At 68.1% G+C, this 26,610-nt stretch carries 23 protein-coding genes; 13 read left to right on the top strand and 10 right to left on the bottom strand.

Features of this window, described 5'->3' with window-relative positions:
* Positions 1–20 precede the first annotated feature (20 nt).
* Positions 21–938 (bottom strand): P-type conjugative transfer ATPase TrbB, encoded by a 918-nt coding sequence (gene trbB, locus J2728_RS03775; RefSeq protein WP_309997573.1) that lies wholly within the window; start codon positions 936–938, stop codon positions 21–23.
* Positions 939–1,185: 247 nt separating this feature from the next.
* On the opposite strand from trbB, the gene J2728_RS03770 reads away from it, so the two are divergent.
* Complete coding sequence (locus J2728_RS03770) at positions 1,186–1,443, top strand: hypothetical protein (RefSeq protein WP_309996548.1); 258 nt, start codon at positions 1,186–1,188, stop codon at positions 1,441–1,443.
* Here J2728_RS03770 and J2728_RS03765 read toward each other — a convergent pair.
* The 4 genes from J2728_RS03765 to J2728_RS03750 form a co-directional block, all read right to left on the bottom strand.
* Positions 1,440–1,865: a CopG family transcriptional regulator gene (locus tag J2728_RS03765; RefSeq protein WP_309996545.1), complete on the bottom strand. Its 426-nt coding sequence runs from the start codon at positions 1,863–1,865 to the stop codon at positions 1,440–1,442. The two genes, J2728_RS03770 and J2728_RS03765, sit on opposite strands and share 4 nt — an antisense overlap.
* A 2-nt stretch (positions 1,866–1,867) precedes the next feature.
* Entirely contained in the window at positions 1,868–3,829 is a 1,962-nt protein-coding gene (locus J2728_RS03760) for a conjugal transfer protein TraG (protein ID WP_309996542.1), read from the bottom strand.
* Between the two features lie 290 nt (positions 3,830–4,119).
* Positions 4,120–4,587 (bottom strand): cupin domain-containing protein, encoded by a 468-nt coding sequence (locus tag J2728_RS03755; RefSeq protein WP_309996539.1) that lies wholly within the window; start codon positions 4,585–4,587, stop codon positions 4,120–4,122.
* Positions 4,588–4,639: 52 nt separating this feature from the next.
* Complete coding sequence (locus tag J2728_RS03750; RefSeq protein ID WP_309996537.1) at positions 4,640–4,978, bottom strand: P-II family nitrogen regulator; 339 nt, start codon at positions 4,976–4,978, stop codon at positions 4,640–4,642.
* A 320-nt stretch (positions 4,979–5,298) separates the two neighbouring features.
* On the opposite strand from J2728_RS03750, the gene J2728_RS03745 reads away from it, so the two are divergent.
* The 5 genes from J2728_RS03745 (at position 5,299) to J2728_RS03725 (ending at position 11,899) form a co-directional block, all read left to right on the top strand.
* Entirely contained in the window at positions 5,299–5,574 is a 276-nt protein-coding gene (locus tag J2728_RS03745) for a hypothetical protein (RefSeq protein ID WP_309996534.1), read from the top strand.
* Between the two features lie 109 nt (positions 5,575–5,683).
* A complete protein-coding gene (locus tag J2728_RS03740; protein WP_309996532.1) occupies positions 5,684–7,747 on the top strand; it encodes a carbon starvation CstA family protein in 2,064 nt (687 codons plus the stop codon).
* On the top strand, positions 7,748–7,963 hold the full coding sequence (locus J2728_RS03735) for a YbdD/YjiX family protein (protein WP_473701032.1): 216 nt from the start codon (positions 7,748–7,750) through the stop codon (positions 7,961–7,963). It begins immediately after the preceding gene.
* 704 nt (positions 7,964–8,667) lie between these two features.
* Positions 8,668–9,411, top strand: a complete 744-nt coding sequence (locus J2728_RS03730) for a response regulator (protein WP_309996530.1) — start codon at positions 8,668–8,670, stop codon at positions 9,409–9,411.
* 67 nt (positions 9,412–9,478) lie between these two features.
* Positions 9,479–11,899, top strand: coding sequence for a two-component system VirA-like sensor kinase (locus J2728_RS03725; RefSeq protein ID WP_309996527.1), 2,421 nt, complete (start codon positions 9,479–9,481; stop codon positions 11,897–11,899).
* A gap of 387 nt (positions 11,900–12,286) precedes the next feature.
* Here J2728_RS03725 and J2728_RS03720 read toward each other — a convergent pair whose 3' ends face one another.
* Entirely contained in the window at positions 12,287–12,622 is a 336-nt protein-coding gene (locus tag J2728_RS03720) for a helix-turn-helix domain-containing protein (RefSeq protein WP_309996526.1), read from the bottom strand.
* Positions 12,623–13,071: 449 nt separating this feature from the next.
* On the opposite strand from J2728_RS03720, the gene J2728_RS03715 reads away from it, so the two are divergent.
* From J2728_RS03715 to J2728_RS03690, 6 genes are all read left to right on the top strand, one after another.
* Positions 13,072–13,338: a DUF1427 family protein gene (locus J2728_RS03715; RefSeq protein ID WP_309996524.1), complete on the top strand. Its 267-nt coding sequence runs from the start codon at positions 13,072–13,074 to the stop codon at positions 13,336–13,338.
* Positions 13,339–13,412: 74 nt separating this feature from the next.
* On the top strand, positions 13,413–15,263 hold the full coding sequence (locus tag J2728_RS03710) for an amidohydrolase (protein ID WP_309996521.1): 1,851 nt from the start codon (positions 13,413–13,415) through the stop codon (positions 15,261–15,263).
* A 2-nt stretch (positions 15,264–15,265) separates the two neighbouring features.
* Positions 15,266–15,682 carry a DoxX family protein gene (locus tag J2728_RS03705; protein WP_309996519.1) on the top strand — a complete coding sequence of 139 codons (417 nt, stop codon included), beginning with the start codon at positions 15,266–15,268 and terminating at the stop codon, positions 15,680–15,682.
* Entirely contained in the window at positions 15,673–16,380 is a 708-nt protein-coding gene (locus J2728_RS03700) for a YoaK family protein (RefSeq protein ID WP_309996516.1), read from the top strand. Before J2728_RS03705 ends, J2728_RS03700 begins: the two co-directional genes overlap by 10 nt.
* Complete coding sequence (locus tag J2728_RS03695; RefSeq protein ID WP_309996514.1) at positions 16,377–17,699, top strand: alginate export family protein; 1,323 nt, start codon at positions 16,377–16,379, stop codon at positions 17,697–17,699. The genes J2728_RS03700 and J2728_RS03695 overlap by 4 nt, the downstream gene beginning before the upstream one ends.
* Before the next feature lie 145 nt (positions 17,700–17,844).
* Entirely contained in the window at positions 17,845–18,816 is a 972-nt protein-coding gene (locus J2728_RS03690; RefSeq protein ID WP_309996512.1) for a proline iminopeptidase-family hydrolase, read from the top strand.
* 41 nt (positions 18,817–18,857) lie between these two features.
* On the opposite strand, the gene J2728_RS03685 is transcribed toward J2728_RS03690, so the two are convergent.
* Together J2728_RS03685 and J2728_RS03680 are read right to left on the bottom strand one after the other, a co-directional pair.
* Complete coding sequence (locus J2728_RS03685) at positions 18,858–19,502, bottom strand: response regulator transcription factor (RefSeq protein ID WP_309996509.1); 645 nt, start codon at positions 19,500–19,502, stop codon at positions 18,858–18,860.
* Positions 19,486–23,505 carry a PAS domain-containing sensor histidine kinase gene (locus J2728_RS03680; protein ID WP_309996505.1) on the bottom strand — a complete coding sequence of 1,340 codons (4,020 nt, stop codon included), beginning with the start codon at positions 23,503–23,505 and terminating at the stop codon, positions 19,486–19,488. The genes J2728_RS03685 and J2728_RS03680 overlap by 17 nt, the downstream gene beginning before the upstream one ends.
* 415 nt (positions 23,506–23,920) lie before the next feature.
* Between J2728_RS03680 and J2728_RS03675 the strand changes: the two genes are divergently transcribed.
* Positions 23,921–24,517, top strand: a complete 597-nt coding sequence (locus J2728_RS03675; RefSeq protein ID WP_309996502.1) for a winged helix-turn-helix domain-containing protein — start codon at positions 23,921–23,923, stop codon at positions 24,515–24,517.
* Positions 24,518–24,551: 34 nt separating this feature from the next.
* Here the strand turns inward: J2728_RS03675 and J2728_RS03670 are convergent, their stop codons facing one another.
* Both J2728_RS03670 and J2728_RS03665 read right to left on the bottom strand, forming a co-directional pair.
* Positions 24,552–25,541 carry an alpha/beta fold hydrolase gene (locus J2728_RS03670; protein ID WP_309996500.1) on the bottom strand — a complete coding sequence of 330 codons (990 nt, stop codon included), beginning with the start codon at positions 25,539–25,541 and terminating at the stop codon, positions 24,552–24,554.
* 84 nt (positions 25,542–25,625) lie between these two features.
* Entirely contained in the window at positions 25,626–26,390 is a 765-nt protein-coding gene (locus tag J2728_RS03665; RefSeq protein ID WP_309996498.1) for an alpha/beta hydrolase, read from the bottom strand.
* Positions 26,391–26,610 lie beyond the last annotated feature (220 nt).

The following is a 26,610-nucleotide window of genomic DNA, read 5'->3' as shown; positions in this document are numbered from 1 at the left end:
CTTCGCCGCGCGAGGGGTCGTCATGGTGCGTCTCCGATGGGGATGAAGCGGTAGGCGCCGTCGGACAGGCCCTGGACGGCGACGAGATCGGTCAGGCGACGCGCGGACCCGCGGCCAGTGAGGACGGCGATGACTTCGATCGTCTCGGCGATCAGCTCGCGCGGCACGGCCACGGCGGCCTCGGCGATCAGCTGTTCGAGCCGGCGGAGCGCGCCCAGGGGAGAGCCGGCGTGCACGGTGGCCACGCCGCCGGGGTGGCCGGTGCCCCAAGCCTTGACCAGGTCGAGGGCTTCGGGACCGCGAACCTCGCCGACGACGATGCGGTCGGGGCGCAGCCGCAGCGTTGAGCGCAGGAGCTCGGTCAAGGACGCCACGCCGTCCTTGCTGCGCAGACCGACCGTGTTGGCGGCCGGGCAGCGCAGCTCGACCGTGTCCTCCAGCACGACGACGCGCTCGTTGGATCCGGCCAACTCGGCTAGCAGGGCGTTGGCCAGGGTGGTCTTGCCGCTCGCGGTGGCGCCGGCGACCAGGATGTTGCGGCGCCAGGCGACCGCGGCGGCCAGGGCGTCGGCCTGCTCCTGGCTCATCACGCCCTGCGCCACGTAGTCGCCCAGCGTCACGGCGCGGATCGCCGGTTTGCGGATCGCGAAGGCTGGGGCGGCTACGATCGGCGGCAGCAGGCCCTCGAACCGCTCGCCCGTCTCGGGCAGCTCGGCCGAGACGCGTGGGCTGCCGGCGTGGGCCTCGCTGGCGACGTGATGGGCGACGAGACGGATGATCCGCTCGCCCTCGGCCGCGCCCAGCGTCACGCCGGTGTCGGAGAGGCCCTCGCCGAGCCGGTCCACCCACAGGCGGCCGTCCGGGTTCAGCATGACCTCGACGACGTCGTCCTGGGAGAGCCAGGCCAGGACGTCAGGCCCCAAGGCGCTGCGCAGCATGCGGGCGGCGCGGGCGAGGGCGTCGTTGGCGGAGGGAAGAGCCGACACGGCCGGAAGCCTCGAAAAGCCCGGCAGACCGGGCGGAGGCTCCCTACACAGGGCGGAAATTCACGCGCCGCAACAAGAGGTTAGGTCGCGTCGGGGCCTGGCGTGCAAAGACAGGCGCTGGCGAAAAGCGGCCGCTCTGGTTGTCGCCGGGGTTGCGTGGCTGTGGGCGTCAGACCGATGGTGTCGGCCAGGAGGACGCATGGATTTCACCGACAACCTGCGCAGCCTGGTGCTGTCCCAACTGGCCCTGGCCAACCGCGACCCCGCCAAGATCGGGGTCGTGGTCGACACCCTGGTCGAGATGCTGGGCGCGGCCCTCGTGGTGAACTACCGCGACGATGGCAGGGCGATGGACCAGGCCTGCGCTCTGCTCGAAGGGGCGATCAACCGTTCGGCGCTCGAGCAGCAGGCCCGGCTCAAGGCGTTCGGCGCCTTCGATGGCGATGACCTGACCTAAGGGGCGTCGGTTCCAGCCGGATCGGTAGCGCTGGCCTCGATGTCGCGCGGCAGGCTCGCGCCCTTGGCCAGCCGGCGGCCCAGGGCCGTCAGGAAGTTCTGGTAACGCTCGCGGCCCTTGGCCTGCTGAGCCGCCAGCGCGGCTTCCGGCAGGGCCAGGGTGTTGGCCAGCCAGAACCGCACGAAGAGGCCCAGCGCCTCCAGCACGATGCCCACCACCTGCTCGATCCGATCGGCCTGGCGCGACAAGCGGTCCAGGCGCCGGCTCAAGGCCGCTTCAAGCTGCTCGGCCCCGTCCGGCGACAGGAAGCTTTCCAGGGCCGCCTCCACGACCAGCGCCTGGGAGATCCGACGCCGCAGGGCGTATTCGGCCAGACGCGCGCCAAGGGATGGGGGAAGGCGAAATGTATGCTTGATCCGCATTGCTAGAGTTCCACGCCGTCGTCGGGATCCAGCGAGGCCTGCCGCGCCGCGCCCGCGCGTCGCCGGTCCAGGCGCGCGGCCTCGGTCACCACCAGGTCGTCGACCACGGCCTCCTCGAAGGCGAACTCGTCGAGAGGAGCGGGCGGCTCGGGGGCGTCGAGCAAAGGCGACAGCGCGCGGGGCTCGGGGCCATCGCCGTCGGACTGGCTCTGCCGGACCATCGCGGGCGTCGCGTCCGCGCCGATGAGCGGGCGACCGGACCAGTCGTTGGCGGGGGCCGCGGCCACGCGGCCCGGCGCCGGCGGGGGGCGGATCCGGGCCGCCAGGCGAGGGTCGGTGTAGTAGCGAGCCTTGAGCGCCCGGACCGGCGCCACGCCGGCCAGCATGACGATCTCCTGGTCAGGCGGCAGCTGCATGATCTCGCCCGGGGTCAGCAACGGCCGGGCGGACTCGGCCTTGGAGACCATTACGTGTCCGAGCCAGGGCGACAGGCGATGGCCCGCATAGTTGCGGGTGTCGCGCTCTTCGGTCGCGGTGCCCAAGGCCTCTGAGATCCGCTTGGCCGTCCGCTCGTCGTTGGCGGCGAAGCAGACGCGGACGTGGCAGTTGTCGAGGATGGCGTTATTGGGCCCGTACGCGCGTTCGATCTGGTTGAGGGACTGGGTGATCAGGAAAGCCCGCACGCGATAGCCGGCCATGAAGGCCAGCGTGCTCTCCAGGAAATCCAGGCGCCCCAGGACCGGCAATTCGTCGAGCATCAGCAGGAGTTCTTCCCGCTCGGCCACGCCCTCCAGCGTTTCGGTCAGTCGTCGGACGATCTGATTGAGGATGAGCCGGATCAGGGGGCGCGTGCGGCTCACATCCGACGGCGGCACGACCAGGTAGAGGCTGCAGGGGCCCTTCACGAGGTCGGCGATCCGCCAGTCGCAGCGCGCGGTGACCGCCGCGACCACCGGATCTCGGTAGAGACCCAGGAAGGTCATCGCCGTGGAGAGCACCCCCGATCTTTCGTTATCGCTTTTGTTCAGGAGCTCGCGCGCCGCGCTGGCCACGACCGGGTGGGCGCCAGCCTCGCCCAGGTGCGGCGTGCGCATCATCACCGCCAGGGTCTGCTCGATGGACCGACGTGGGTCCGACAGGAAGGTCGCCACACCCGCCAAGGTCTTGTCGGCCTCGGCGTAGAGGACGTGCAAAATCGCTCCGACCAGCAGGGCGTGGGAGGTCTTCTCCCAATGGCTACGCTTGTCGAGGCTGCCTTCCGGATCGACCAGGATGTCGGCGATATTCTGCACGTCGCGCACCTCGGTCTCGCCGGGACGCACTTCGAGCAGCGGGTTGTAGGCCGAGGAGGCCAGGTTCGTCGGATCGAACAGCAGCACGGTCCCGAGGCGGGCGCGAAAGCCGGCGGTCAGGGTCCAGTTCTCGCCCTTGATGTCGTGGACGATGGTCGAGCCAGGCCAGGTCAGAAGGGTGGGGATCACCGCGCCGACGCCCTTGCCCGAGCGGGTGGGCGCGAAGAACAGCACATGCTCGGCGCCGGCGTGGCGAAGGTACGCCCGCTTCCAGCGGCCAAGCACCACCCCGGCGTCGTCGAGGAGATGGTTGGCGCGGACCTCCTGGTCGGTGGCCCACCGCGCGGTGCCGAAGGTCGAGGCGCGGCGATGCTCGCGGCTTCTCCACACCGACAGCGCCATGGCCATGGCCGCCGACAGCAGGCCGCCGCTGGCGGCGATCGCCGCGCCGCGATGAAAGACGGTGGGCGCATAGGCGTCGTAGGCGAACCACCACCAGAAGAAGGCGGGCGGCGGGTAGACGGGCCTTTCGGCCAGGAAGAACCAGGGCGGCCCGAGCCCCGGGTGGTAGCCCAGCGCCGCCGCCGTCCATTGGGTGGCTCCCCAGACCGCGCCGAGCGTGACGGCGACGACGAGGATCGCCGTGAACCAGAGGACCTTCGAACCCTGCATGGGCCAGGATGAAGGCGGGGCGAACCGCTTGCGCCAGGATCTTTCGGCGGCGATCGCGGCCTGGCGTGAAAAGACAGGCGATGGCGTAGGTCAAGGGCCGGCGGGGCTTTGACCTCGCCGACCGGGGACGCTAACCCAGAGCGGTCTGGCCGGGGCGCCCGGCGGCATGTCCAGGCGCCCGCGCTAAAACCCTGGGGGTCTTCGCAGGCCTTTCCACCGCCCCGGCCAGGCGCTTGGTGGCGAGATCTGCCCGAAGTCTTGCAGGCGCATCTGGCGGCGCCGCGATCCGGTCAGGGCTCTGTGCGCTGGAGGGTCGTCTTGGCGCCCAGGGGCGCCAGGTCGATCACCAGCAGTTCGACGGGTTGCGGGTGGTGGTTCTTGGCCGCGTGCCATTGGTCGATGTCTTCGACGATGGCTTCGCCCGCCTTGAACACCCGCGAATGCTTGGTCTCGACATTGGTCACCTCCAGCTTGCCCGACATCACATAGCCCAGGCGGACATATGGATGCTTGTGCACCGGAAGCGCGGCGTAGGGCGCGATGGAATAGCGCGACACCACGGCCTCGAGCGGACCTTCGGGCAAGGTGATGGGCGCGCCGGAGGTCGTGGTGGCGCTGCGCAGCAACTCGGCGACGCCGACCCCCTCGATCGGATGGCTCCAGGCCGTGCTCGCCGCCGTCACGAAGGCCGCCGCCAGCGCCGAGCCCGCGGCGCAGAGCATGAGGCGCAGTGAGGCGCGTGCGGACGGCTTGGCCATGATTGTCTCCGTGAAGCGTCTGAATGATTGGGTTTTGTCTCGGGGCGAGGGCTCAAAGCGCGGCCAGACCGGTCTCGCCGGTCCGGATCCGCATCGCCGACAGGACATCCAGCACGAACACCTTGCCGTCGCCGATCGCGCCGGTCGCCGCGGCGTCGGCAAGCGCGGCCATCGCCCCCTTCAGAGCCGTGGCCGGCACGACGGCCTCGACCTTGACCTTCGGGACGAGGACGACGCCTTGCGCGCCGTCGTGATAGATCCTCGTGCCGCCGCCTTGGCGCCCGCATCCCCGCACCTCGGCGATGGTCAGGCCCTCGGCCCCAGCCCCGATCATCGCCGCTCGCACCGCTTCGATCTTGAACGGTTTGACGTACGCGACGATCATCTTCATGGCCCATCGCGGCGAGCGCCGCGCTCCGATTGAACTGACGGGCCATGGCGCCAGAAGGACGCGGCCTGGCGGGCAAGGTTAGGCCAGAGCGCATACGCCTTGGTTTCGAGGCGAAGGTGTTTGGCTACAGCGGTAACCAAGCCGGCCCCGGTCCGGCCCGATCCGTCGCGGGTCGGGCGCTTGGCGACAGGCGTAGCCAATCGAGCTACCGAATGTGACCGCTGTAACGGACGCATGCTCCCGCGTGGCAGGGCCAGACCTTAAGGACCGGCGCTCTCCCGCCGCCCAAGTTCAGGCGGCCCTGTCCTTCCGGAGCCCGCATGTTCTTCAAAGCCAAGCCCGTCCTGCTGGGCGCCTTCGTTCTCGCGACCGCCGCGCCGCCGGCGGCCCTGGCCGCCCCCGCCGCCGTCCGGGACGTCCACCACAATCCCTGCCGCTTGGTCACCGCCCCGTTCAACGCCCACAAGTCGCCCTACCGAACCAGCCAGTACCGCTGCGCCGGCCTGTCCTATTCCGTCTTCGACCCGCGCCTAGAGCGGCGTGCTGGCGCAGCGGACGGCGTCGCCGACGAAGTCCGCAGGGCTTGGGCGCGCTGATCGCAGAGCCGCGGTCGGCTTACGCCTTGCCGGTCGCCCGCGCGGCCGGCGTGAACTATGACCTTGAAGACCCCGGCCGCTGCTGGCCCCGCGCAGGACACCGATGTCGATGACCAAACTCATCCGCGGCCACGCCGTCTGGTTTGCGCTTTCCATGCTGGCGGCGGTGGCGCTCGGCGTCCTGGCGACCAGCCGCGGCGAGCCTGTCAACGCCCTCTGGGTGGTGGCCGCGGCGCTTTCGGTGCACCTGGTGGCCTATCGCTACTACAGCCGCTACATCGCCAAGTCGGTGATGAGACTGGACCCGGCGCGCGCCACGCCGGCGGTGAGCCGCAACGATGGCCTCGACTTCGTGCCGACCGACAAGCGCGTGCTGTTTGGCCACCACTTCGCGGCCATCGCCGGCGCTGGCCCACTGGTCGGCCCAGTGCTCGCCGCCCAGATGGGCTACCTGCCCGGCGTGCTGTGGATCCTGGCCGGGGTCGTCCTGGCCGGGGCGGTACAGGACTTCATGATCCTGTTCATCTCGATGCGCCGTGACGGTCGCTCACTGGGCGAACTGATCCGCGCCGAGGTGGGGACCGTGCCGGGCGTCGTCGCCCTGTTCGGGGCCTTCATGATCATGGTCATCATCCTGGCGGTGCTGTCGCTGATCGTCGTCAAGGCGCTGGTCGCCAGCCCCTGGGGCGCGTTCACGGTCGGCATGACCATCCCCATCGCCGTTTTCATGGGTATCTACACCCGTTTCCTGCGGCCGGGCCGGATCGGCGAGGTGTCGCTTATTGGCTTTTTGCTGTTGATGGCGGCCATCGTCTTTGGCCAGTCGGTCGCCGCATCACCGGTCCTGGCGCCGCTGTTCACCCTGACGGCGATCCAGCTGTGCTTCATCCTGATCGGCTACGGCGCCGTCGCCTCGGTGCTTCCGGTCTGGCTGCTGCTGGCGCCGCGCGACTACCTGTCGACCTTCCTGAAGATCGGGGCCATCGCCGCCCTGGCGATCGGCATCTTGATCATGGGGCCGGATCTGCGCATGCCGGCCATGACCAGGTTCATCGACGGCACGGGCCCGGTCTGGTCGGGGCCGCTGTTTCCCTTCCTGTTCATCACCATCGCCTGTGGCGCGGTCTCGGGCTTCCACGCCCTGATCGCCTCGGGCACGACGCCCAAGCTGATCGCCAAGGAGACCGACGCGCCGCTGATCGGCTATGGCGCGATGCTGGTGGAATCCTTCGTCGCGATCATGGCCCTGGTCTCGGCCTCGATCATCGATCCGGGCGTCTACTTCACCATGAATAGCCCACCGGCCGTGGTCGGGACGAGCGCGGAGACAGCCTCGGCCGCCGTCGGCAAGATGGGCTTCCCGATCGCCGCTTCGACGATCCAGCAGACCGCGACGGACGTGGGGGAGACGACCATCATTTCGCGCGCCGGCGGCGCGCCGACCCTGGCCGTGGGCATGGCCCAGATCTTCTCGCACGTGGTCGGCGGCAAGGCGATGATGGCCTTCTGGTACCACTTCGCCATCCTATTCGAGGCCCTGTTCATCCTCACCGCCGTGGACGCGGGCACCCGCGCCGGGCGGTTCATGTTGCAGGACCTCCTGGGGACGGTGATCCCGAAGTTCCGGGACACTTCGGCCCTGGCGCCCAGCCTCGCCGCGTCAGGCCTTTGCGTCGCGGCCTGGGGCTATTTCCTCTACCAGGGCGTCACCGATCCCTTGGGCGGCATCAATACGCTGTGGCCGCTCTTTGGCATCTCCAACCAGATGCTGGCCGCGGTGGCGCTGATCCTGGGCACGGTGGTCATCTTCAAGATGAAGCGCCAGCGCCATGCCTGGGTCACCATCGTCCCGGCCGCCTGGCTGGTGGCCTGCACCATGACCGCCGGCGCTATGAAGCTCTTCTCGCCGCTGCCATCGGTGGGCTTCCTGGCCCATGCCCGCAGCTACTCGGCGGCGATCGCCGAGGGCACGGTCCTGGCGCCGGCCAAGTCGATGGCCAACATGCACCAGATCGTCCTGAACGATCGCATCAACGCCGTGCTGTGCACGATCTTCATCCTCGTGGTTGGCTGCATTCTGGTCTACGGCGTACGCGCCTGCCTCGTGGCGCTTGGCCAACCCGAGTGGACCGCCAAGGAGGCGCTCGTGTCTCAAGCGACCGGAGCCGAATAGATGGCCGGGTCCTGGAGCCAGCGCCTGATGCTGGTCGGCCGCTGCGTTTGCGAAAGCGCACGCCTGATGGTCGGCGTTCCCAACTACGACGCCTATGTCGCCCACATGACTAAGACCCATCCTGGGCAGCCGCCGATGAGCTACGAGGCATTTTTCCGCGAGCGCCAGGACGCCCGCTACGGTGGGGGCGGGAAAGGCGGCTTTCGCTGCTGCTGATCGGAGCCGCCTTGCGTAAGGCGTTTTATGACAGCCGTAGCGCGAGGTCGGCGCCCGCGTGACAGCTGTAACCAAGTCGCCCGACGCGCGATGGCCTCCAGGTCTAGGACCTGCGCTTCTAGATCCGCCGATCCCGCGGCGGCCAGACCTGGAGCGCCCATGCCTCGCGGCTTTCTCTCGACGACGACCCGCAGCGCCCTTGTCGCGGCGATGATGCTTCCCATGGTTTGCGCCGCGGCCGAGACGACGACGCAGGGCGTGCGTCCCGGCGAGCGGCAGACCCGTCCAACTGCCGACGCGATAGGCGCGACGCATACCAAGCCTGGCGCCTGCTGCAGGACGGGCGTGGATGGCGACGCCGCACAAAAGAGGCTCGCTCCGGCGCCGCGACCAGGCCCCTCGCACAAGGCTTGGTTCGACGACTACAGGGTCAGGGGCGCCGGTCTCATCGAGCGATAGTCTCAGCGCTTTCCACGCCTTACCAGAATTTACCCGCTAGGCCCGGCAAGCCGCGCTAAGCCGTTCGTCTGGGCCGATCCGACCTCGCCCGGCGCCAAGCGCCGCTGGCCCAGCCGGCTCGCCAAACCGGAAGTCGAGGATCCAAGACGGCTGACCCACCAAGCCGTCGGCCGGGAGGCATCGACATCGACCAGCGGTCCGTCCCCGCAGGACGCGCCTTCCTTCCACGCCAGCCAGGATGATCCATGTCCACGACCACCTTCCCAGCGCCGAGCGTGGTGGCGGCGCCGGCCAGGATCCTGATCGTCGATGACGACCGCGCCATGCAGGCGATGTTGAGCGAGTACTTCGCCAATAGCGGCCTCAAGCCCCTGATCGCCGCCAACCGGGTTCAGATGGTCGATCGCCTCCGGGCCGGGCCGCACGTCGTGATCTTGGACCTGAAGCTGGGCGAGGACGATGGCCTGGACCTCCTGCGTCTGATCCGGACCCAGTCGGACGTGCCGGTGATCATCACCACCGGCCATCGCCGCGACGAGATCGATCGCGTCGTCGGCCTCGAACTCGGTGCGGACGACTATGTGACCAAGCCGTTCAGTCCGCGCGAGCTCCTGGCCCGGGTTCGCGCGATCCTCCGGCGCGGCGGCGGTGACCTCAAGCGGGGGCGGGGCCGCAATCGCATCCGGTTCGGGTCCTGGGAACTCGATCGTGGCGGCCACGCCGTGCAGCGCGGCGACCAGGATCCGATCATCCTGACAAAGGGCGAATATGGCCTGCTGCTGGCTTTCCTCGAATCGCCCAATCGCCCGCTCTCGCGTGAACACCTCCTGCGCGCGACCCGGGTCCATGACGACGTCTTTGATCGCTCGATCGACGTCCAGATCCTGCGCCTGCGGCGCAAGCTTGAGACCGACCCGAGCGAACCTCGGCTCATCGAGACGATCCGTGGGGTCGGCTATATCTTCAAGGCGCAGGTCGAGGCGCCATGAGACGGCCGACCGATCGGGGCCACATCAACGCGCGCTCCGGCAGCGCAACTAGCGCGATGGCCTGGTGATGAAACGGGCGTTCCCCTTCGTCCTGGCGCTTGTGGTCATCGTGTTGCTGACGGCCCTGTTGCGGAACGCTCTGCAGCCGCGCACGGGCGATATCGACACGATGCAGCGCGCCCTCGAACGGTTCGAGACCGCCCAGCACATGCTTCGCCGTGACGTGATCAGCGTTCGGGCCGGCATCCTGCAATCCTACGATCCGATGGAGGCAGAGGTCGGCGCCCTGCACGCGGCCCTGGCGCCGCTGGACGCCATAGCGCAGACGGCCCAGAACCGAAGCCTCATCGAGGCGCTCAAGGCCTCGGCTTCGCGCCAGCAGGCGCTGACCGAAGGGCTCAGGAGCGACAGCGCCCTGCTCCGAAGCAGCCTGACCTACTTCGGTACGCTCAGCGCCAGCAATCACATCTTCGACCGGACCGATGTCGAGACCGGACGGCTGACTGGAGCGATGCTTCGCCTGGCCCTGAACACCTCGCCGGACGCCCAGGCGCTCGTCGACCGCCGCATTGCCGATTACGCGGCGAGGCCAGCCAAATCGGCCAGGGATCGGCAGGCGCGCTCGCAGTTGCTCAGCCATGCGCGACTTCTGCGCCGTCTCCTGCCAAGGACCGACGCCCGACTGGCGGCCCTGCTCGCCGAAGACAATGTCCAGGCCCGCGCGCAGTTACGCGCCTGGGTCGTCCAGGAGCGGGGCCAGGCCGAAAGGCGCGCCCAGCGCTACCGCTATGGCCTCTATGGCGCCGCTGTCGCTCTCGCCATGACGCTGGCGGCGCTGGGCGTACGCCTGGCGGTGGACATGGCTCGTCTCGAACGCCGGAGCGCGTTCGAGCGCGGCCTGGCGGAAATGTCGGCCGAGATCGTCGCGGCGCGGCCGGAGGAGGCCAAGGCGCGCTTCGACAGCGGACTTGCCCGCCTCGCGCTGCATGTCCAGGCCGACACCGCCTTCCTGTTCGGCGAGGGTGACTATGCGTGCGCTCGGATCTGGCCCAAGCCCTACCAGGCGGGCGAACCCGACTGGGCCCCGGCCGCCGACGCCCTGGCGCGCCTGGCCCAGAGCCGCCCCGACGGCGTCTTCCGCGGCGTCGCAAGCTGGCCTTGGCCCGAGGGCGAAGCGGCCCTGCCTCGCCGCGCCCACCTTGTCGCGATGGCGTTGGTCAACGAACAGGGCGATCATTGCGTCCTGGGTTTTGCGCGCTTTTCGGGCAAGGTTCAGATCCGGGACGAGGACCTGGGCGTCATGCGCCTGGCTCTCGACGTGCTGGCTGGCGGCGTGCGTCGCTCACGCATGGAGCAGCAGCGCTCGGCCCTTGAGATCCGCCTGCAGCAGGCCAGCCGGACCGAAGCCATCGGGGCCTTCGCCGGCGGCATCGCCCACAACTTCAACAATATTCTGAGCGCCATCGCCGGCTATGTGGAGATGGCCGCTTCTGGTCCCTCGATCCCTCCGAAGATCGCACGCTATGTCGGCGAGATCGGCCTGGCCGTCGGGCGAGCGCGCAGGCTCGTCGACCAGATCCTGCTCTACGGCGCGCGCTCGACGCCCGCGCGCCAGCGCGTCGACCTACGGGCGCTGCTCGAGGAAAGCGTGTCCTTGCTTGGCGCCGCCCATGGCCAGGCCGCCCGGTTCACCATCGACGTCGCCGGGGAGGATTATCGCGTGCTGGGCGATCCGTCGCGGCTCCAACAGATCGTCTTGAACCTGGCCTCCAACGCCATCCAGGCCATGGGCGGCCAGGGCGAGGTGGCCCTGAAGCTCAGGCGTCGCGCCAACCGCACGCCCACGGAGAAGGCCAGCGGGGTCCTGCTGGCCGGGGAATACGTCGTCCTTAGCGTCGAAGACCATGGTGTCGGGATGTCGGCCGCGACGCGCGCGCGGGTGTTCGAGCCGTTCTTCACCACGCGGCCGGAAGGCAATGGCCTGGGCTTGGCGACAACCGCGGAGACGGTGCGAGACCTGGGTGGCGCCGTCAGCGTCCGCTCGTCGCTAGGCAAGGGCTCTGTGTTCGAGGTCTGGCTGCCCGACACGGGACAGGCCCCCGAAGGCTCGACCCCAGCGCCGGGGCGCGGCGAGACCGTGTTGCTGTTGTCTGACGCCGATCGTCAGTGCCAGGATGAGGAGCACATCGCCGTCCTCGGGTACGAGCCGGTCGGATTCACCGAGATCGAGCGGGCGATCGCCGCCTTGCGGGCCTGGCCCCAGCGTTTCGACGTCATGGTCGCACGCACCGACGAGCCCGAGTTGGCGACGGCGCTTCGCATGGCCGCGCCGAACCTTGGACTGGTTCTGCTCTCCGACGCGCGCCCACGAGCCGGTGCGCCGCTGAGGGCGCTGGCGGCGTCCTTGGGTCATTGCCGACTGGTTTCGGGAGCCCTGACGGCCGCGGACCTAGCGCAGGTGATCGCCCAAACGCCGCCCAGCGCCTGAAAGCGCGCCCCGGCCCATGAGGCCGTCCGCGCCTTGTGCCGGGATCGACCGCATGAAATCGGCGGCGGGATTGCAGTCCCGCCGCCATCTCGGCCACGCCTTGAGGGGTCCAGGTTCGGGCGAGGGACGCGTCGGTCGGGGGAGAAGACGCATCGCTGGCCGAGAAACCCGAGGCCATGGGCTCGCCGCATGGCCTCGAAGTTGGCCTGGCTTATGGGGGGAGGGCGCCAGGCCGGACGAACGCTTCGACCTTGATGAGCCGCGGCGGTGCGGCGGCGGGTCGGCGCTTCTTGTCGTTATCTTTCGGCCGCGTCGCCCGCACGGGCAACGCGACGATGATTTCAGCGGTAACGCATCGGTCGGCGAGGCATTGCGACCGTAGTATCGTCAGCAAGTGCCCATCGCGCCGGACTTGAGCGATGCGGACACGGCGGACCGACGCCACCGCGATGGCGTCGAGCCGATCACGCCGCCGAACGTGCGGGTGAAGTGGGCCTGATCGGTGAAGCCGCAGTCCAGCGCGATCTGGCACAGGCTCGAGGTGCTCCTCACCATCATGGCCTGGGCGCGCTCGATGCGGCGGTGGGCCACGAACTGCGAGAACGTCTGGCCAAAGGACTGGCGAAACCGACGGGCGAAGTAGCTTGGGCTGAGCTTGGCGTGCTCGGCCGCGGTACGGATGCTGGGCCTTCCGCCCAAGTCGCCGTCGACATAGGCCCTCACCCGGCGCGCCTGCCAGGGCAAAAGCCCCTCACAGCGGGCAGGGGTGGGAGCGCTCGCCGCATGTCCTACGGGGATGACCATAGGGCTGGCGAGCCCCAGGCCCAGGCCCGCAGTCATTTCCATCTGCGCCATGCGCTATCTCCACTGTCGAAAGGTGTTCGCCAGTGACTTTAGGAGGCTAAGCGGCCTAGCACGCGTAAAGCGCAGTAAAGGCCAGTGAACTATAGGATTGCGCGGTCAAGGCCCGGTAAAAATGGCTGTCCTCCGCCCCGCCAAGACATGACCTCGGGCACGCTGTGTGACGAACGCAACGCCGTCGACCGATCCATTCAAGCCATATCGCCTTCGAACGCCGAGCCTGGCGACGTCGCTGCCTGTCGGGCATGCCCGCTGGCGGCCCCATTGTCTCGCGAGCGCCACGCCGCCGATCGCCCTTGATGGAGCACCCCATGAAACCTTACCTGCTCTCGCTCGGCGCGGGGCTTCTCGTGGGGATCATCTACGCCCTGCTCAACGTCCGCTCACCTGCGCCGCCGGCCATCGCGCTCATTGGTCTGCTGGGAATCCTGCTCGGCGAACAAGCCGTGCCGATCGTCAAGCGCCTCGTCGCGGGCGCGCCGGTGGCAGCCTTCATCAGGACCGACTGCGCCGCACAGGTCCTAGGCCCGCACGCGGCCAAGCCCGGCGAAGATGACGAGCCCCCGGTGCGGGCATGACGCTCGATCGTCGCCGCACCCTGGCGCTTGGCGCCGCTTTTCTTTCCAGTTCCGCTTTCACCGAAAGGGGCGCCATGCCCGATCTCATCCTCCGCAACGCCAAGATCACCACGCTCGATCGAGGCCAGCCCAGGGCGACGGCGGTCCTGATCCGGGAGGGACGGTTCGTCGTCGTCGGCGAGGAGGGTGAGGTGCGCGCCGCGGCGCGGGCCGACGTCCAAGTGATCGACGCCGGCGGTCGGCGGGTGATCCCAGGCCTGATCGACAGCCACACCCACATCATCCGCGGCGGGCTGAACTACAATATGGAGCTGCGCTGGGACGGCGTGCCGACCCTGGCCGACGCCATGGCCATGCTGAAGAAGCAGGCCGCCAACACCCCGCCGCCGCAATGGCTCCGCGTCGTCGGCGGCTTCACCGAGCACCAGTTCGCCGAGAAGCGCCTGCCGACCCTGGACGAGATCAACGCCGCCGCGCCCGAGACGCCGGTGTTCATTCTCCACCTCTACGACCGCGCCTTGCTGAACCGCGCCGCTCTGCGCGCCGTCGGCTACACCAAGGACACGCCCAACCCGCCGGGTGGCGAGATCCAGCGCGACGCCTCGGGCGAGCCGACGGGCCTGCTGCTGGCCAGGCCCAACGCCGCGATCCTCTACGCCACCCTGGCCAAGGGGCCCAAGCTTCCGCCCGAGTACCAGCTGAACTCGACGCGCCATTTCATGCGCGAGCTCAACCGCCTGGGGGTGACCGGCGTGATCGACGCCGGCGGCGGTTTCCAAAACTATCCCGACGACTATGCCATCATCGAGAAGCTGCACATCGACGACGAACTGACCCTGCGCATCAGCTACAACCTCTTCACCCAGAAGCCGAAGGCCGAGCTGTCGGACTTCCAAAGCTGGTCCAAGCAGGTCAGGCCCGGCCAGGGAGACGACAAGTACCGCCACAACGGCGCGGGCGAGATGCTGGTCTACAGCGCCGCCGACTTCGAGGACTTCCGCGTCGAGCGTCCCGAGATGCCGGCCAACATGGAAACCGACCTGGAGCCGGTGATCCGCCACCTCGTGGAGAACCGCTGGCCCTGGCGGCTGCACGCCACCTACGACGAGACCATCACGCGGGCGCTGGACGTCTACGAGAAGGTCAACCGCGACATGCCGTTCGACGGCCTGCACTGGTTCTTCGACCACGCCGAGACCATCAGCGAGCGCAACATCGACCGCATCGCGGCCCTGGGCGGCGGCATCGCCGTGCAGCACCGGATGGCGTTCCAGGGCGAGTACTTCATGGAGCGCTACGGGGCAAAGGCCGCCGAGGCGACCCCGCCGATCACCAAGATGCTGAAGGCCGGGGTCCCCGTCGGCGCGGGTACGGATGCGACCCGGGTGGCCAGCTACAATCCGTGGGTCTCGCTGCACTGGCTGGTGACCGGCAAGACGGTGGGCGGCACGCGCCTCTATCCGCCGGCCAACCGCGTGGACCGCGAGGAGGCCCTGCGCCTGTGGACCACCGCCAACACCTGGTTCTCGAACGAGGAAGGCAAGAAGGGCCAGATCGCCGTCGGCCAGCTGGCGGACCTGGCCGTGCTCAGCGACGACTACATGACCGTGCCGGAAGACGAGATCCCGCACCTTTCGGCCCTGCTGACCCTGCTCGGCGGCAAGGTGGTGCATGGCGAAGGCGACTTCACCAAGCTGTCGCCGTCCCTGCCCCCGCCGATGCCCGACTGGTCGCCTGTGCGAACCTTCGGCGGCTACCAGGACCGCTCGCGCAACCACGCGCGCGCTCTGGCCAGCGCCTGCGGCTGCGCCAGCAGCTGCAACGTCCACGGCCACGACCACGCCTCGGCCTACACGCGAGAAGCCCCGACCAGCGACGCGCGCTCGTTCTGGGGCGCGATGGGCTGCGGCTGCTGGGCGGTGTGATCGTGGAGACTCCCGCTCCCATCGCCGTGCTGCTGCGCGCCCCGGCCTTCGGTCCGGTCGCGCGGACGGTCCTGACCCTGCCCTACTGGTTTGCCGGTCTCTACAAGCTCACGCACCTAAAGGACGCCCTGGGTGAGGCCGCTCACTTCGGGCTCCAGCCGGCTTGGTTGGTCGTCGCCGCCACCGTGATCGTCCAGCTGGGCGGCTCGCTGCTGCTGATCTTCGGCCGCCTCGGCTGGCTGGCGGCTGGCGCCCTGGCCGTCTTTACGGCCCTGGCCACCCTGATCGCCCATCCCTACTGGACGCTCGCCGATCCGATGGCGCGCTTCCACGCGCTGAACGCCTTTCTCGAGCACATCGGCCTGATCGGGGGCCTCATGCTGGCGGCGATCCTGGTCGAGCGGGAGAAGTGGGCATAAGCGCGCAACCTCCCTGGCTTGCGGGCGCCACCGGCGTCGGCATGGCCCTGGTCGGCGGCTATGTCGACGTGGTCGGCTTCGTCCTGCTGTTCGGCCTGTTCGTGAACCACGCCACCGGCAACCTCGTCATGCTGGGCGTCTCGCTGGCGGGCGGTGGCCAAGGCCTGGCGACCAAGCTCCTGTCCCTGCCGGTGTTCATCGCCGCGGCGGCCGCCACCTACGTGATGATCTGCAGGCGCCGGGCGCGCGGCCAGGCCAACGAGGCGGCGGTGCTGCTGGCGCAGGCTGTGATGCTGGCGGTGTTCATGCTGCTGACCGTGGCGGCCTTGCCGGCCGAGAACGCCGACGCCCCGAAGGTGATGCTGGCGGGCCTTGTCGGCGTCTGCGCCATGGCCGTGCAGAATGTCGGCGCGCGGGTGGTGTTCAGCCACCTGGCCCCGACCACGATCATGACCGGCAACGTCACCCAGATCGCCATCGACCTGGTGGATCTGCTGAGCTCGAAGACCGGCCTGGACGAGGCGTTGCGCGCCCGGATCGTCAAGACCTGGCCGCCGGTCATGGCCTTCGCGGTCGGCGCGATCGGCGGCGCGGTCGGCGTGATCCTGGCCGGTCCCTGGAGCCTTCTGCCCGCCGCCGTCGTCGTCGCCATCCTGGGCGGCCTCTACGCCCACAAGCCCCGCGCCGTGCAGGCATGATCGCCGCCCTTCTGGCTTTTGGCGCGCTGCAAGCCGCAGCTCAGCCGCCGGCTTTCAAGCTGATCCGCGCCGACGAGGACTACGGTTATCTGCGGGACAAAGACCGCACCGGCCTCGATCCGCTGCGTTACATCCCGGTCGGGACGGACGGCTACCTTTCGCTGGGCGGCGAGGCCCGTCTGCGGTTCGACACGATGGACGCCCCGCGCTTTGGCGTCGGCGGCGCGCAGGCCGACAGCTTCGCCCTGGCGCGCGGCCTGGTCAGCGCCGATCTGCACCTGAACCCGGTCGTCCGGGTCTACGGCGAGCTGGGTCTTCACCGCGATCTCGGCAAGCGCGAGGCGCCAGCCGTCACCGACCGCGACGGCCTGGACGCCCAGGTGCTGTTCACCGACATCGTCCCCTCCCGCGCATGGCGACTGCGCCTGGGCCGCCAGGAGCTCAGTTTCAACGCCACGCAGCGCTTCGTCTCGGTGCGCGAAGGGCCCAACGTCCGCCAGAGCTTCGACGGCGCGCGGCTGACATATGCGGCCAAGGGCGCGAAGCTCGAAGCCTTCTACGCCCACCCGATCGCCATCGAGCCGGGCGCCCTCAACGACAGCCACAACGCCGGCCAGGCGTTCTGGGGCGTCTACGCCACGCTGCCCGGCGGGCTGGACGTCTACAGCCTGAACCTCGACCGCGACCGGGTCCGTTTCGGCGCGGTCACCGGCGACGAGCGCCGCCGCAGCCTCGGCGCGCGCTTCGCCGGCAACACCGGCGCGATCGACTACGAGGTCGAGGCCATGGCCCAGCGCGGCCGGTTCGCCGGCCAGGACATCCGCGCCTGGGGCGGCGGGGCCGGGGCCGGCTACACCTTCGCCGCGCCTTGGAAGCCGCGCCTGTCGGTGCGGCGCGATCTCGGCTCGGGCGACCATGATCCCACCGACGGCAAGCTGGCGACCTTCAACCCGCTGTTTCCCAAGGGCGCCTATTTCAGCGAGGCGGGGCTGGTGAGCTGGAGCAACCTCTCGGCTTGGCGGATCGGCCTGGACGCCACACCGACCAGGGCGGTTACGGCCGCGCTCAGCCACACCGACCGCCGTCGCCAGGCCCGGCCAGACGCGATCTACCTACAACCCTATGCCGTGCTGGTGGGCGCCGGCTCCGCGATGGCCAAGGGCGTCAGCCGCGACTGGCAGGTCGATGTGGCCTGGCAGGTCAACCGCAACGTCAAGCTCTCGGTCGAGGCCGTTCATTCAGCCGTCGGCGCGGCGGTCGAGGCGGCGGGCGGCCATGACGTCGATTTCGCCATGGCCATTGTGCAATTGCGCTTCTGACAATGTCCAACGGACCTGGGGCTGACACGAAGGCCGCCACGCGAAAGCGGCGACTATTACAGCTGAAACCAAAGAGGCGTTGCGAGCGAAAATGCGGAGTTTAGACCGCAAGCCACGCACAAGCGCCAGTGACAGGAGTATCGCCATGACGGACGCAAGCCTCACACGACGTGGAACCATGAAGGCCGCGGCCGGTCTGCTGGGCGCCGGACTGATCGCTGGCGGCGGCGGTGCGGCGATGGCCGGCGTGCCGCAGAGCGAGGGCTACGCCAAGGTCCCTGGCGGCAAGATCTACTGGCGCAAGTTCGGGGCGGGCGGCAAGACGCCGCTGTTGACCCTGCACGGTGGTCCCGGCGCCTCGCATAGCTACCTTCTGCCGCTGCAGGCGCTGGCCGACGAGCGCCCGGTCATCCTCTACGATCAGCTCGGCTGTGGTCGGGCCGACGCGCCGCAGGACGAGAACGCCTATTCGATCCAGCGTTCCGTCGAGGAGGTCGACGCCGTGCGCGCCGCCTTGGGACTCGACCAGGTCGTGCTCCTTGGCCACTCGTGGGGGGCGCTTCTGGCCGTCGAATACCTGTGCCAGGGGCGAGGAAAAGGCGTCGAGCGCCTGGTCCTGAGCGGCGCGATGGCCAGCATCCCCCAGGTCATGGCGGGCTTCGAGCGTCTCTTCGCCACCATGCCGGACGGTTGGGGCGACAAGATCCATGCGATGGAAAAAGCTGGCAAGACGGGCACGCCAGAATATGCCGAGCTGGTCCAGAAGTTCTACGACGCCTTTGTGTTGCGTGTGCCTCCGACCCCCGAGGTGGTGGCGACGCTCGAGTCGTTGGCCAAATCCCCTGCCTATCGCGTCCTCAACGGGCCCAATGAATTCACCATCGTCGGCAAGATCAAGGACTGGGACCGGCGAAAGGACCTCAAGGCGATCACCCAGAAGACCCTGATCACCACGGGCGAGTTCGACGAGATCACCCTCGACTGCCACCAGACCCTGCACGACGGGATCGCCGGCCAGACCCGCCTGGCGGTGATGACAGGATGCTCGCACCTGACCATGAACGAAAAGCCTGCCCAGTATAACGCTTTGCTGCGCGCCTTCATGAACGAGGCTTGAGGCGCTGGCCGGCGGCGGAACGTCCGCTGCCGGCCCGTCGCTCAGATCTGAGGGTTCGTTCCGGTCCTGGCCAGGCGATCGGCCATGCGCACGAGTTCGGGCAGGGACTCGGCTTCCATCTTCTTCATCACCTGGCTGCGATGGAGCTTGACCGTCGCTTCGGTGATCGCGGTGCGCTCGGCGATCTGTTTGTTGAGCAGGCCGGCCGCGACGAGCCCGAAGACCTGTCGTTCACGCTCCGACAGGGTGGCGTAGCGCGCGTGCAGGGTCAGATCGAGTGCGGCCTCGCCGCTGCGCGCCCGATGGTTGGCCAGCGCCCGGTTGACCGCTTCCAGCAGGTCCTGCTCGCGCACCGGTTTGGTCAGGACGTCGACGGCGCCGGCTTTCATGGCTCGCACCGCCATCTGCACATCGACGTGGGCGCTGATCAGCACGACCGATTGAGCCATGTCGGTTCGGCTCAAGGTCTCCTGGAACTCCAGGCCGCTGCGGCCCGGGAGCCGGATATCCAGCACGATGCACCCGGCGCGCTCCACGGGGCCTGCGTCGAGGAACGACTGCACCGATCCATGGATCTCGGTCGCCAGGCCCACGGACTGGAACAGTCCGCGCAGGGCCTCGCGCACGCTTTCGTCGTCATCGATCACGACGACGGGGGCTTCGCTGTCCTTAGCGCCTGGAAACATCTACGCCGTATCCTTCCGCCAGGGGCAGGGTGAAACTGAAGACGCCACCACGCGTGGCGTTATTGGCCGCCCAGATACGGCCGCCATGGGCCTCGATGATCGAGCGGCAGATCGCCAAGCCCATCCCGATGCCTTCGGCCTTGGTGCTGAAGAAGGCCTCGAACAGACGGTCCGGATCGTCGGCTCCCACGCCCGGTCCGGTGTCGGTCACGCTCACCAGCGCCTGGCCGTCTCGCGTCCGCGCGCTGACCGTCAGGCGCCGAGCAACATCGGTCGTACCGGCCATCGCCTCGACCCCGTTCATGATCAAGTTGAGGAGCACCTGCTGCAGCTGGGTCGTGTCGCCGAGAATGACGGTCGATCCTTCGTCCAGCTCGGCCTTGGCGACGACGTCACGACGCTTGAACTCGCCCTGCAGGAGGTCGAGGACGGGTTGGACGACGTCTTCCAGACTGACCGGGTCCATGCGCGGAGCAGATTTGCGGGCGAGGTTGCGAAGGCTCGTAATGATGTCGCCGGCGCGATGGCCGTCGCGCACGATGCGCTCCACGGCCTGGCGCGCCATGGCGATGTCGGTCTGGGCGCCGTCCAGCCAGCGCAGGCAAGCGCCGGCGTTGGTCACCACGGCCATCAGCGGCTGATTGACTTCATGAGCGATCGAGACGGCCAATTCGCCGATCGTGGTCATGCGCGTGACGTGGGCCAGGTCGCTCTGGCTTTGACGCAGCTCTTCCTCGGCGCGCTTGCGGTTTTCGATATCGACATTGACGCCGAACCACTGGGTGAGATTACCCTGCTCGTCGAAGAACGGACAGGCCCTGATCAGGAACCAGCGGTACGCCCCGTCGGCCCTGCGAAGGCGCAGCTCCGCCTCGCCTGGCGTGCCGGCTGCGATGATCTGGGTCCACATCTCCAGGATGGGTTCGCGATCGTCGGGGTGGATGTAGTCGGCGAACTTGAATCCCAGCACGTCCTCGAGCTGCGCGCCCGCATAGTCGAGATACTGCTGGCTCCAGAACCGCGTCGCGCCGTTCGCGTCGGACGCCCAGGTCAGGCCGGGGATCGACGAGAGGATCTGCTGCAACTCGCGCTCGCTGTCACGCAGCGCCGCTTCGCTGTCGGCCAAAGCATCCTGGGCGTCCTTGCGATCCTCGATGTCGATATTGACCCCGAACCATTCCACGACCCGTCCGTGACCATCGACATGGGGACTGGCCCGAAAGAGCATCCAGCGGTAGCTGCCGTCCGCGCGACGCAGGCGCGCCTCGTGCTCGTGCGCGCGCTCTTGCCTCATCGCGCTGGCCCAGGCCCCCAACAGCCCTTCGGCGTCGTCGGGGTGGATGGCGTCGGCCCAGGCGCCCGCCAGAGCGCGCTCCGCGTCGATGCCGATATAGTCTAGATATTGCTGGCTGAGGAAGGTGATCGCGCCGTCCGGATCCGCCGACCAGACAAGCCCAGGGACGGCGTTGATGATGTGCTCGAGCCGGCGCTCGTTGTCGCGCAGCGCGGCCTCGCTGGCGAGCAGGGCGCCCTCTGCTCGCTTCCTGTCCTCGATATCGACGACGATACCGTACCACTTGAGAACGTTTCCGTCGTTGTCCAACAACGGATTCTGGCGAAAGGCAAACCACCTGTACTCGCCGTCGCGGCTCCTCATGCGGCCTTCGGTTTCCTGGGGGCGCCTTGAGTCGACGACCTCGTTCCAAGTCGAGCGCAGAGACTCCAGGTCCTCGGGATGGAAAAGCCGAAAATGGCCGCCGTCCGCGAACTCTTCAGACGCTACGCCCGTGAAATCCAGAAGACGTTGGTTCCAAGAGTCCAGAACGCCATCGGGTTTCGTCGACCAGACCATCGCGGGAATGGTGCTGATCGTGAGGCTCAAAGCCCGCTCACTATCCCTCAGCGCAGCTTCGCTTTCCCGCAACGCGCCCTCGGCCCGCCGCAGATCCTCGATGTCGAAGTTACATCCGAACCAGCGGACCGCGCCGTTGGCGTCGGTGAGCTTCTGGCCGGCCAGATAGAACCAGCGATACTCACCGTCGAACCTTCGAATCCGGGCCTGGGCCAGCGAGGTGTCCTTGTCCTGCGCTTCGCGCCAAGCCGTCATCAAACCATCCACATCGTCGGGATGGATGACGTCGGCGAAACCAAAGTCGAGGATCGCTTCGGCGGGGAGGCCGACGAAGTCGAGGTATCTCTGGTTGACGAAGTCGGCGCTGCCGCCCTGCTTGGCGGACCAGATCAGCACGGGCAGGGAATTCAGGATCAGGCTGACGTTGCGCTCGCTGGCGACGAGCGCGGCCTCGGCGCGCTTGCGGTCCTCAATGTCCAGATTGACGCCGTACCAGCGGACGACGTCCCCGTCGGCGTTGAGCAAGGGGTTGCAGCGGAAGATCAGCCATCGGTACTCGCCATCGGCGCGCCGCACCCGCCCCTCGATATCGCCTCCCGTCTTGGAGGCCATCATCCGCCCCCACTCCTCGAGCGTTCGGCCCAGGTCGTCGGGATGAAATGCTTCGAGATAGCCTGGGCCCAGCAGGTCCTCCACGGGCTTTCCCATGAAGTCGACGAATTGCTTGTTGAAGGTGTCGGCATATCCCTCGGCGGTCGTCGACCAGGCCATGCCGGGGATTGTGTCGATCATCAGGCTCAAGGCGCGCTCGCTTTCGCGTAGCGCAGCCTCGCTCTCGCGCAGGGCGTTTTGGGTCCTCATCAGATCGTCGATGTCGACGTTGCATCCGAACCAGCGCACCACGCCATTGGCGTCGGTCAATTTGCGGCCGGCGAAATAGAACCAGCGGTACTGGCCGTCCGCGCCGCGGATGCGGCCCTTGAGCGCGGTCTGATCGTTCTGGGCGATGTCCCGCGTCCAGATCTCCATCATGCCCGGGACGTCGTCCGGGTGATAGAGATCCAGGAAGCCCCATTCCAGGATCTTGTCGGCCGGCTCGCCGGCATAGTCGCGCCAGCTCTGGTTTATGAAATCGGCGCTGCCGTCGGGACGGGCCGACCACACCAGCACCGGCAAGGAGTTGACGATGAGGTCGAGGTTTTGCTGACTGGCGAGCAGCGCAGCCTGGGCCTCCTCAAGCGCGGTCTCGGCGCGCTTTCGGTCCTCGATGTCTGTGCCGGCCCCGTACCACTTGATGACGTTGCCTTCGGCGTCGAACAACGGGTTCTGCCGCAGGACGAACCAGCGATATTCGCCGTCGGCCCGGCGAAGGCGGCCCTCCACCGCGCGCGGACGCTTGGTGGCCATGATCTCTTGCCAGGACGCCAGCAGGTGAGCGGTGTCGTCGGGGTGGAAGATCGGCCAGAAGCCCTGGCCGCTGATCTCCTCGGCGGTCCACCCAATATAGTCGACGAAGGTTTGGTTGCAGAAATCGATCAGGCCGTCTGGCGTCGTCGTCCAGACCATCGCCGGGATGGTGTTGGTGGTCAGGTGCAGACGCCACTCGCTTTCCGCCACGGCCTCGGCGGAAGGCGGCGCGGCGCGCGAATCCTCCGGGGGGCGGCGGTCGCTGAGCTCACGCATCTCCCGGCAGGCCAGGCCCGTTTGCGCCGCGGCGAGCTTGAGCTTGGAGCGCTCCTGCCGGGTCGGAAAGGTGTCGCGGCGCGCGCCGGCCAGGATCTCGCCGATGCCGGCGGTGGCGCCCAGCGGACATCGAACCGCCGACACCGACCATGGGCCCAAAGGCAATTGCGTCTCCGCTTCGCCGTCATCGGCCCAGGTCTCCAGCGCCGCGCGGACGTCTCCAGCAGAGCACGTGCCGGCGAGGTCGGGCGCGACGCGCAGGAAGACATGCGTGGTGTCACTGAAGCGCAGGCCGACGAAATCCAGCGCAAGCATGTCGAGCAAGGTCTCGATCACGCTTTCGGCGATGGAAGTTGGATCCAGGCCCGCCCAGCTGTCAGGAAGCTGGCCCAGGCGCTCAAGGTCGTCTTCGAGCTGTTGCAGGGTCGGACTTTCGGCCGCCGGCGGCATGACGTGCGGAGGTGCCACAAGGAGCCCTTTGTCGCGTCTCTCCGACGCGGCCGCAGCCTACCGTGATCAAAGCGCGGCTTCCACCTCAACCAAGGTCTAGCTCGGCTCGACGAAAGGCTAGGCGACGACCGTCGGGCGACATGGGAAACGCGGGTCAAGCGACGCTTCAGCCGAGCCGCGCTGACTTGGCGCCTCACCCAACGCTCAAGACCTAGGTCGCCGGGCTCTGCGCGCGAGTACGCGACTAGACCAAGGTCGAGCCCCATATCTCTTTGGGCGAGGGAAGCTCGACCATGGAAGAATTGAAGCTCGATGCTCGGGAGCGGTACCTTCGTTCGTCCAGTTTGAAGGAGGGTGGCGTGTCGAACCGTTCGAACTACCCCTTCCGGACCGGCGGCGCCGGCTCGGCCCCTCCTTCCAGGTCGCTGGCGTCATGACGCCGGCCCCCACCTTCGCCTTCGGAGACTACCTCTTCGTTCCAGGGCGCCAGATGCTCCTGAAGAACGGCGCGATCGTTCGCGTTGGATGCCGGGCGCTCGATCTGCTGACGGCCTTCGTCCAGCGTCCAGGCGAGCTCCTGACCAAGCGCGAACTGCTGGAGGAAGCCTGGCCCAGCACCACGGTTGTCGAAGGCAATCTGAAGGTCCACATCGCCGCGCTGCGCCGCGCCCTGGAAGATGATGTCGACGCGTCCCGATACATCGCCACGGTGAACGGGCGCGGCTATCGCTTTGTCGCGCCGGTTGAGATCGGCGAGGCGCTGACGGCGGGCGTTCCGCCTCCGCAACCGCTGACCGTGGCAGCCGAGCTCGCCGCCGCAAGCCCGACGTACGGGAGTTTCCAGGAGGCGCTCGCGCTCCTGGCGCGGACCATGCCTTCGACGGTCATCGACGTGCCTGTGGGTCAGACAGGGGATCCGACGGCGGGGCCGCCACGCCGCATCCTGTTCATCGAACTGACGCCGCGAGACGAGGCCTGGATCGACGACATGTTCGCCCATCGCCGACGCGCGATAGCCGCGACGCCATGAGCGCCGCGGCTACTTCGTTAGATGAGGCAGACCGCTACTTGGCCACCTTGCGATCCAGGAAGTCGTGGATCAGCGGGGCCATCTCGCTCAGGCGGTCTTCCAGGGCGAAGTGGCCGCTGTCGAGGATGTGCACTTCGGTCTTGGGCAGGTCGCGCAGATAGGGATGGGCGCCGGCCTCGGGGAAGATCTTGTCGTTCTTGCCCCAGACGATCAGCATCGGCGGCTTATAGTCTCGGAAGAACTTCTGGAAGTCGGGGTAGAGCGGCACGTTGGAGCCGTAGTCCCCCAGCATGTCCAGCTGGACGTCGCGGTTGCCGGGCCGGTCGAGCAGCGCCTGGTCGTGGACCCAGTTGTCGGGACTGATGCGCGCCACGTCGCCCATGCCGTCGGTGTACTGGAACTTGGTGATGGGAAGCGTGACAAGGTTGTTGAGGGCCTCGCGGTTCTTTTGCGAGCGATCCTTCCAGTAGACCTTGATCGGATCCCAGAACGGCGATTCCAGGCCTTCGGTATAGGCGTTGCCGTTCTGGACGATGAAGCCGCTGACGCGCTCGGGGTGCTTCAGGGCCAGGCGATAGCCGATCGGGGCGCCGTAATCCATGACGTACATGGTGTAGCGCTTCAGCCCCAGCTCGTTGGTCAGCTTCTCCATCACGTCGGCTTGGTTGGCGAAGGTGTAGGAAAACTGCTTGTGGTCGGGCGCGTCGCTCTGGCCATAGCCCGGATAGTCCGGCGCGATCACGCGATACTTGTCGGCCAGCAGCGGGATCAGGTTGCGGAACATGTGCGACGAGGTCGGGAAGCCGTGCAGCAGCAGGACCACCGGGCCGTCGGCCGGGCCGGCCTCGCGATAGAAGACCTTCACGCCGTCGATGGTGGCGGTCTTGTAGTGGATGACCGGGGGAGAAAGGCGCGTGGCGGCGGCCTTGGCGGCGGGCGCGGCCATGGCGTTCGGGGCGGCCGCGAGGGTCGCGGTGGACAGGGCGATGGCGGCCGCAGCCACGGTCATGAGCAGGCGGGACATGGGAAATCTCCTGGTTCTTTGATGCTACGAAGGGAAGGAAGGCTCGCCGCGCCGGTGGCGTGGCGAGATCGCCTGGCGGGCCGGCTACTTGGCGTCGGCCGCCATCGAGATGAAGTCGGCGACGTAGCCGGGCTTGGAGAGCATGACGGCGTGGCTGCTCGGCGTTTCGACGAGCGTGGCCTTGGCCCGCACGGCCATGGCGCGCTGGGCCGCCGGCGGGATCATCAGATCCTGCGTCGCCAGCAGGTAGTAGCTGGGCTTGGCCTTCCACGCCGGAGCGGTGATCTTGGCGCCAACCGCGCCCAGGCCCCACGGCACCTGCGAGGCGGCCATGAAGTGGGTGACCTTCGGGTCGACGTCAGCGGCGAAGGCCGAGGCGAACTTGGTCGGGTCGATCTGGATGAAACCGTCCTTGGGCGGCAGCAGCGGCGCCGGCGGGGCGCCGGGGACCGGCGTGCTGGCCAGCTGCAGCACGGACTCTCCAGCGTCAGGGGCGAAGGCTGCCAGGTAGACCAGGCTCTTGACCTTGGGGTCGGCGCCGGCCTCGGTAATCACCGCGCCGCCGTAGGAATGTCCCACCAGGATGACCGGGTGCTTGGCCTTGGCGATGGCCTCCCGGGCCGCCGTGGCGTCGCCCTCCAGGGTGATGGTCGGGTTCTGGACGATCAGGACTTCGTAGCCCTTCTTCTCCAGCAGCTCGTAGACCGGACGCCAGCCCGAGGCGTCCACGAAGGCGCCATGGACTAGGACGATGGACACCGGCTTCTCGGTGGCGTCGGCGGCAAAGGCCGCGCCGGCCGGCGCTGCGGCGGCCATGGCCGCGATCATTCCAACGACTGCGCGCTTCATTGTGTTCTCCTGGGGACGACCGAGCCCGGGGTGGGCGTTGGTCAACAGGAATAGTCCCTTGGAGGCGGTCGTGGGGTTAGGCGTGGTAAAGGGCGGTCAAGGCTGGAGTTGCAGGGGATGAATACGTAAAGGCGTGGGGTCATGGCCCGGCACGCGGTAGGCGAATAGGGAAGTAAAGTTTGGGGCCATTGGCGATGCGCTGCAATTTACCGGGCTTTAC

This window comes from Caulobacter segnis (genome assembly GCF_031454995.1).
Classification (GTDB): Bacteria; Pseudomonadota; Alphaproteobacteria; order Caulobacterales; family Caulobacteraceae; genus Caulobacter; species Caulobacter segnis_E.
The sequence above is the reverse complement of the archived record's forward strand: the minus strand, read 5'-3'. Positions and strand labels throughout refer to the sequence as shown.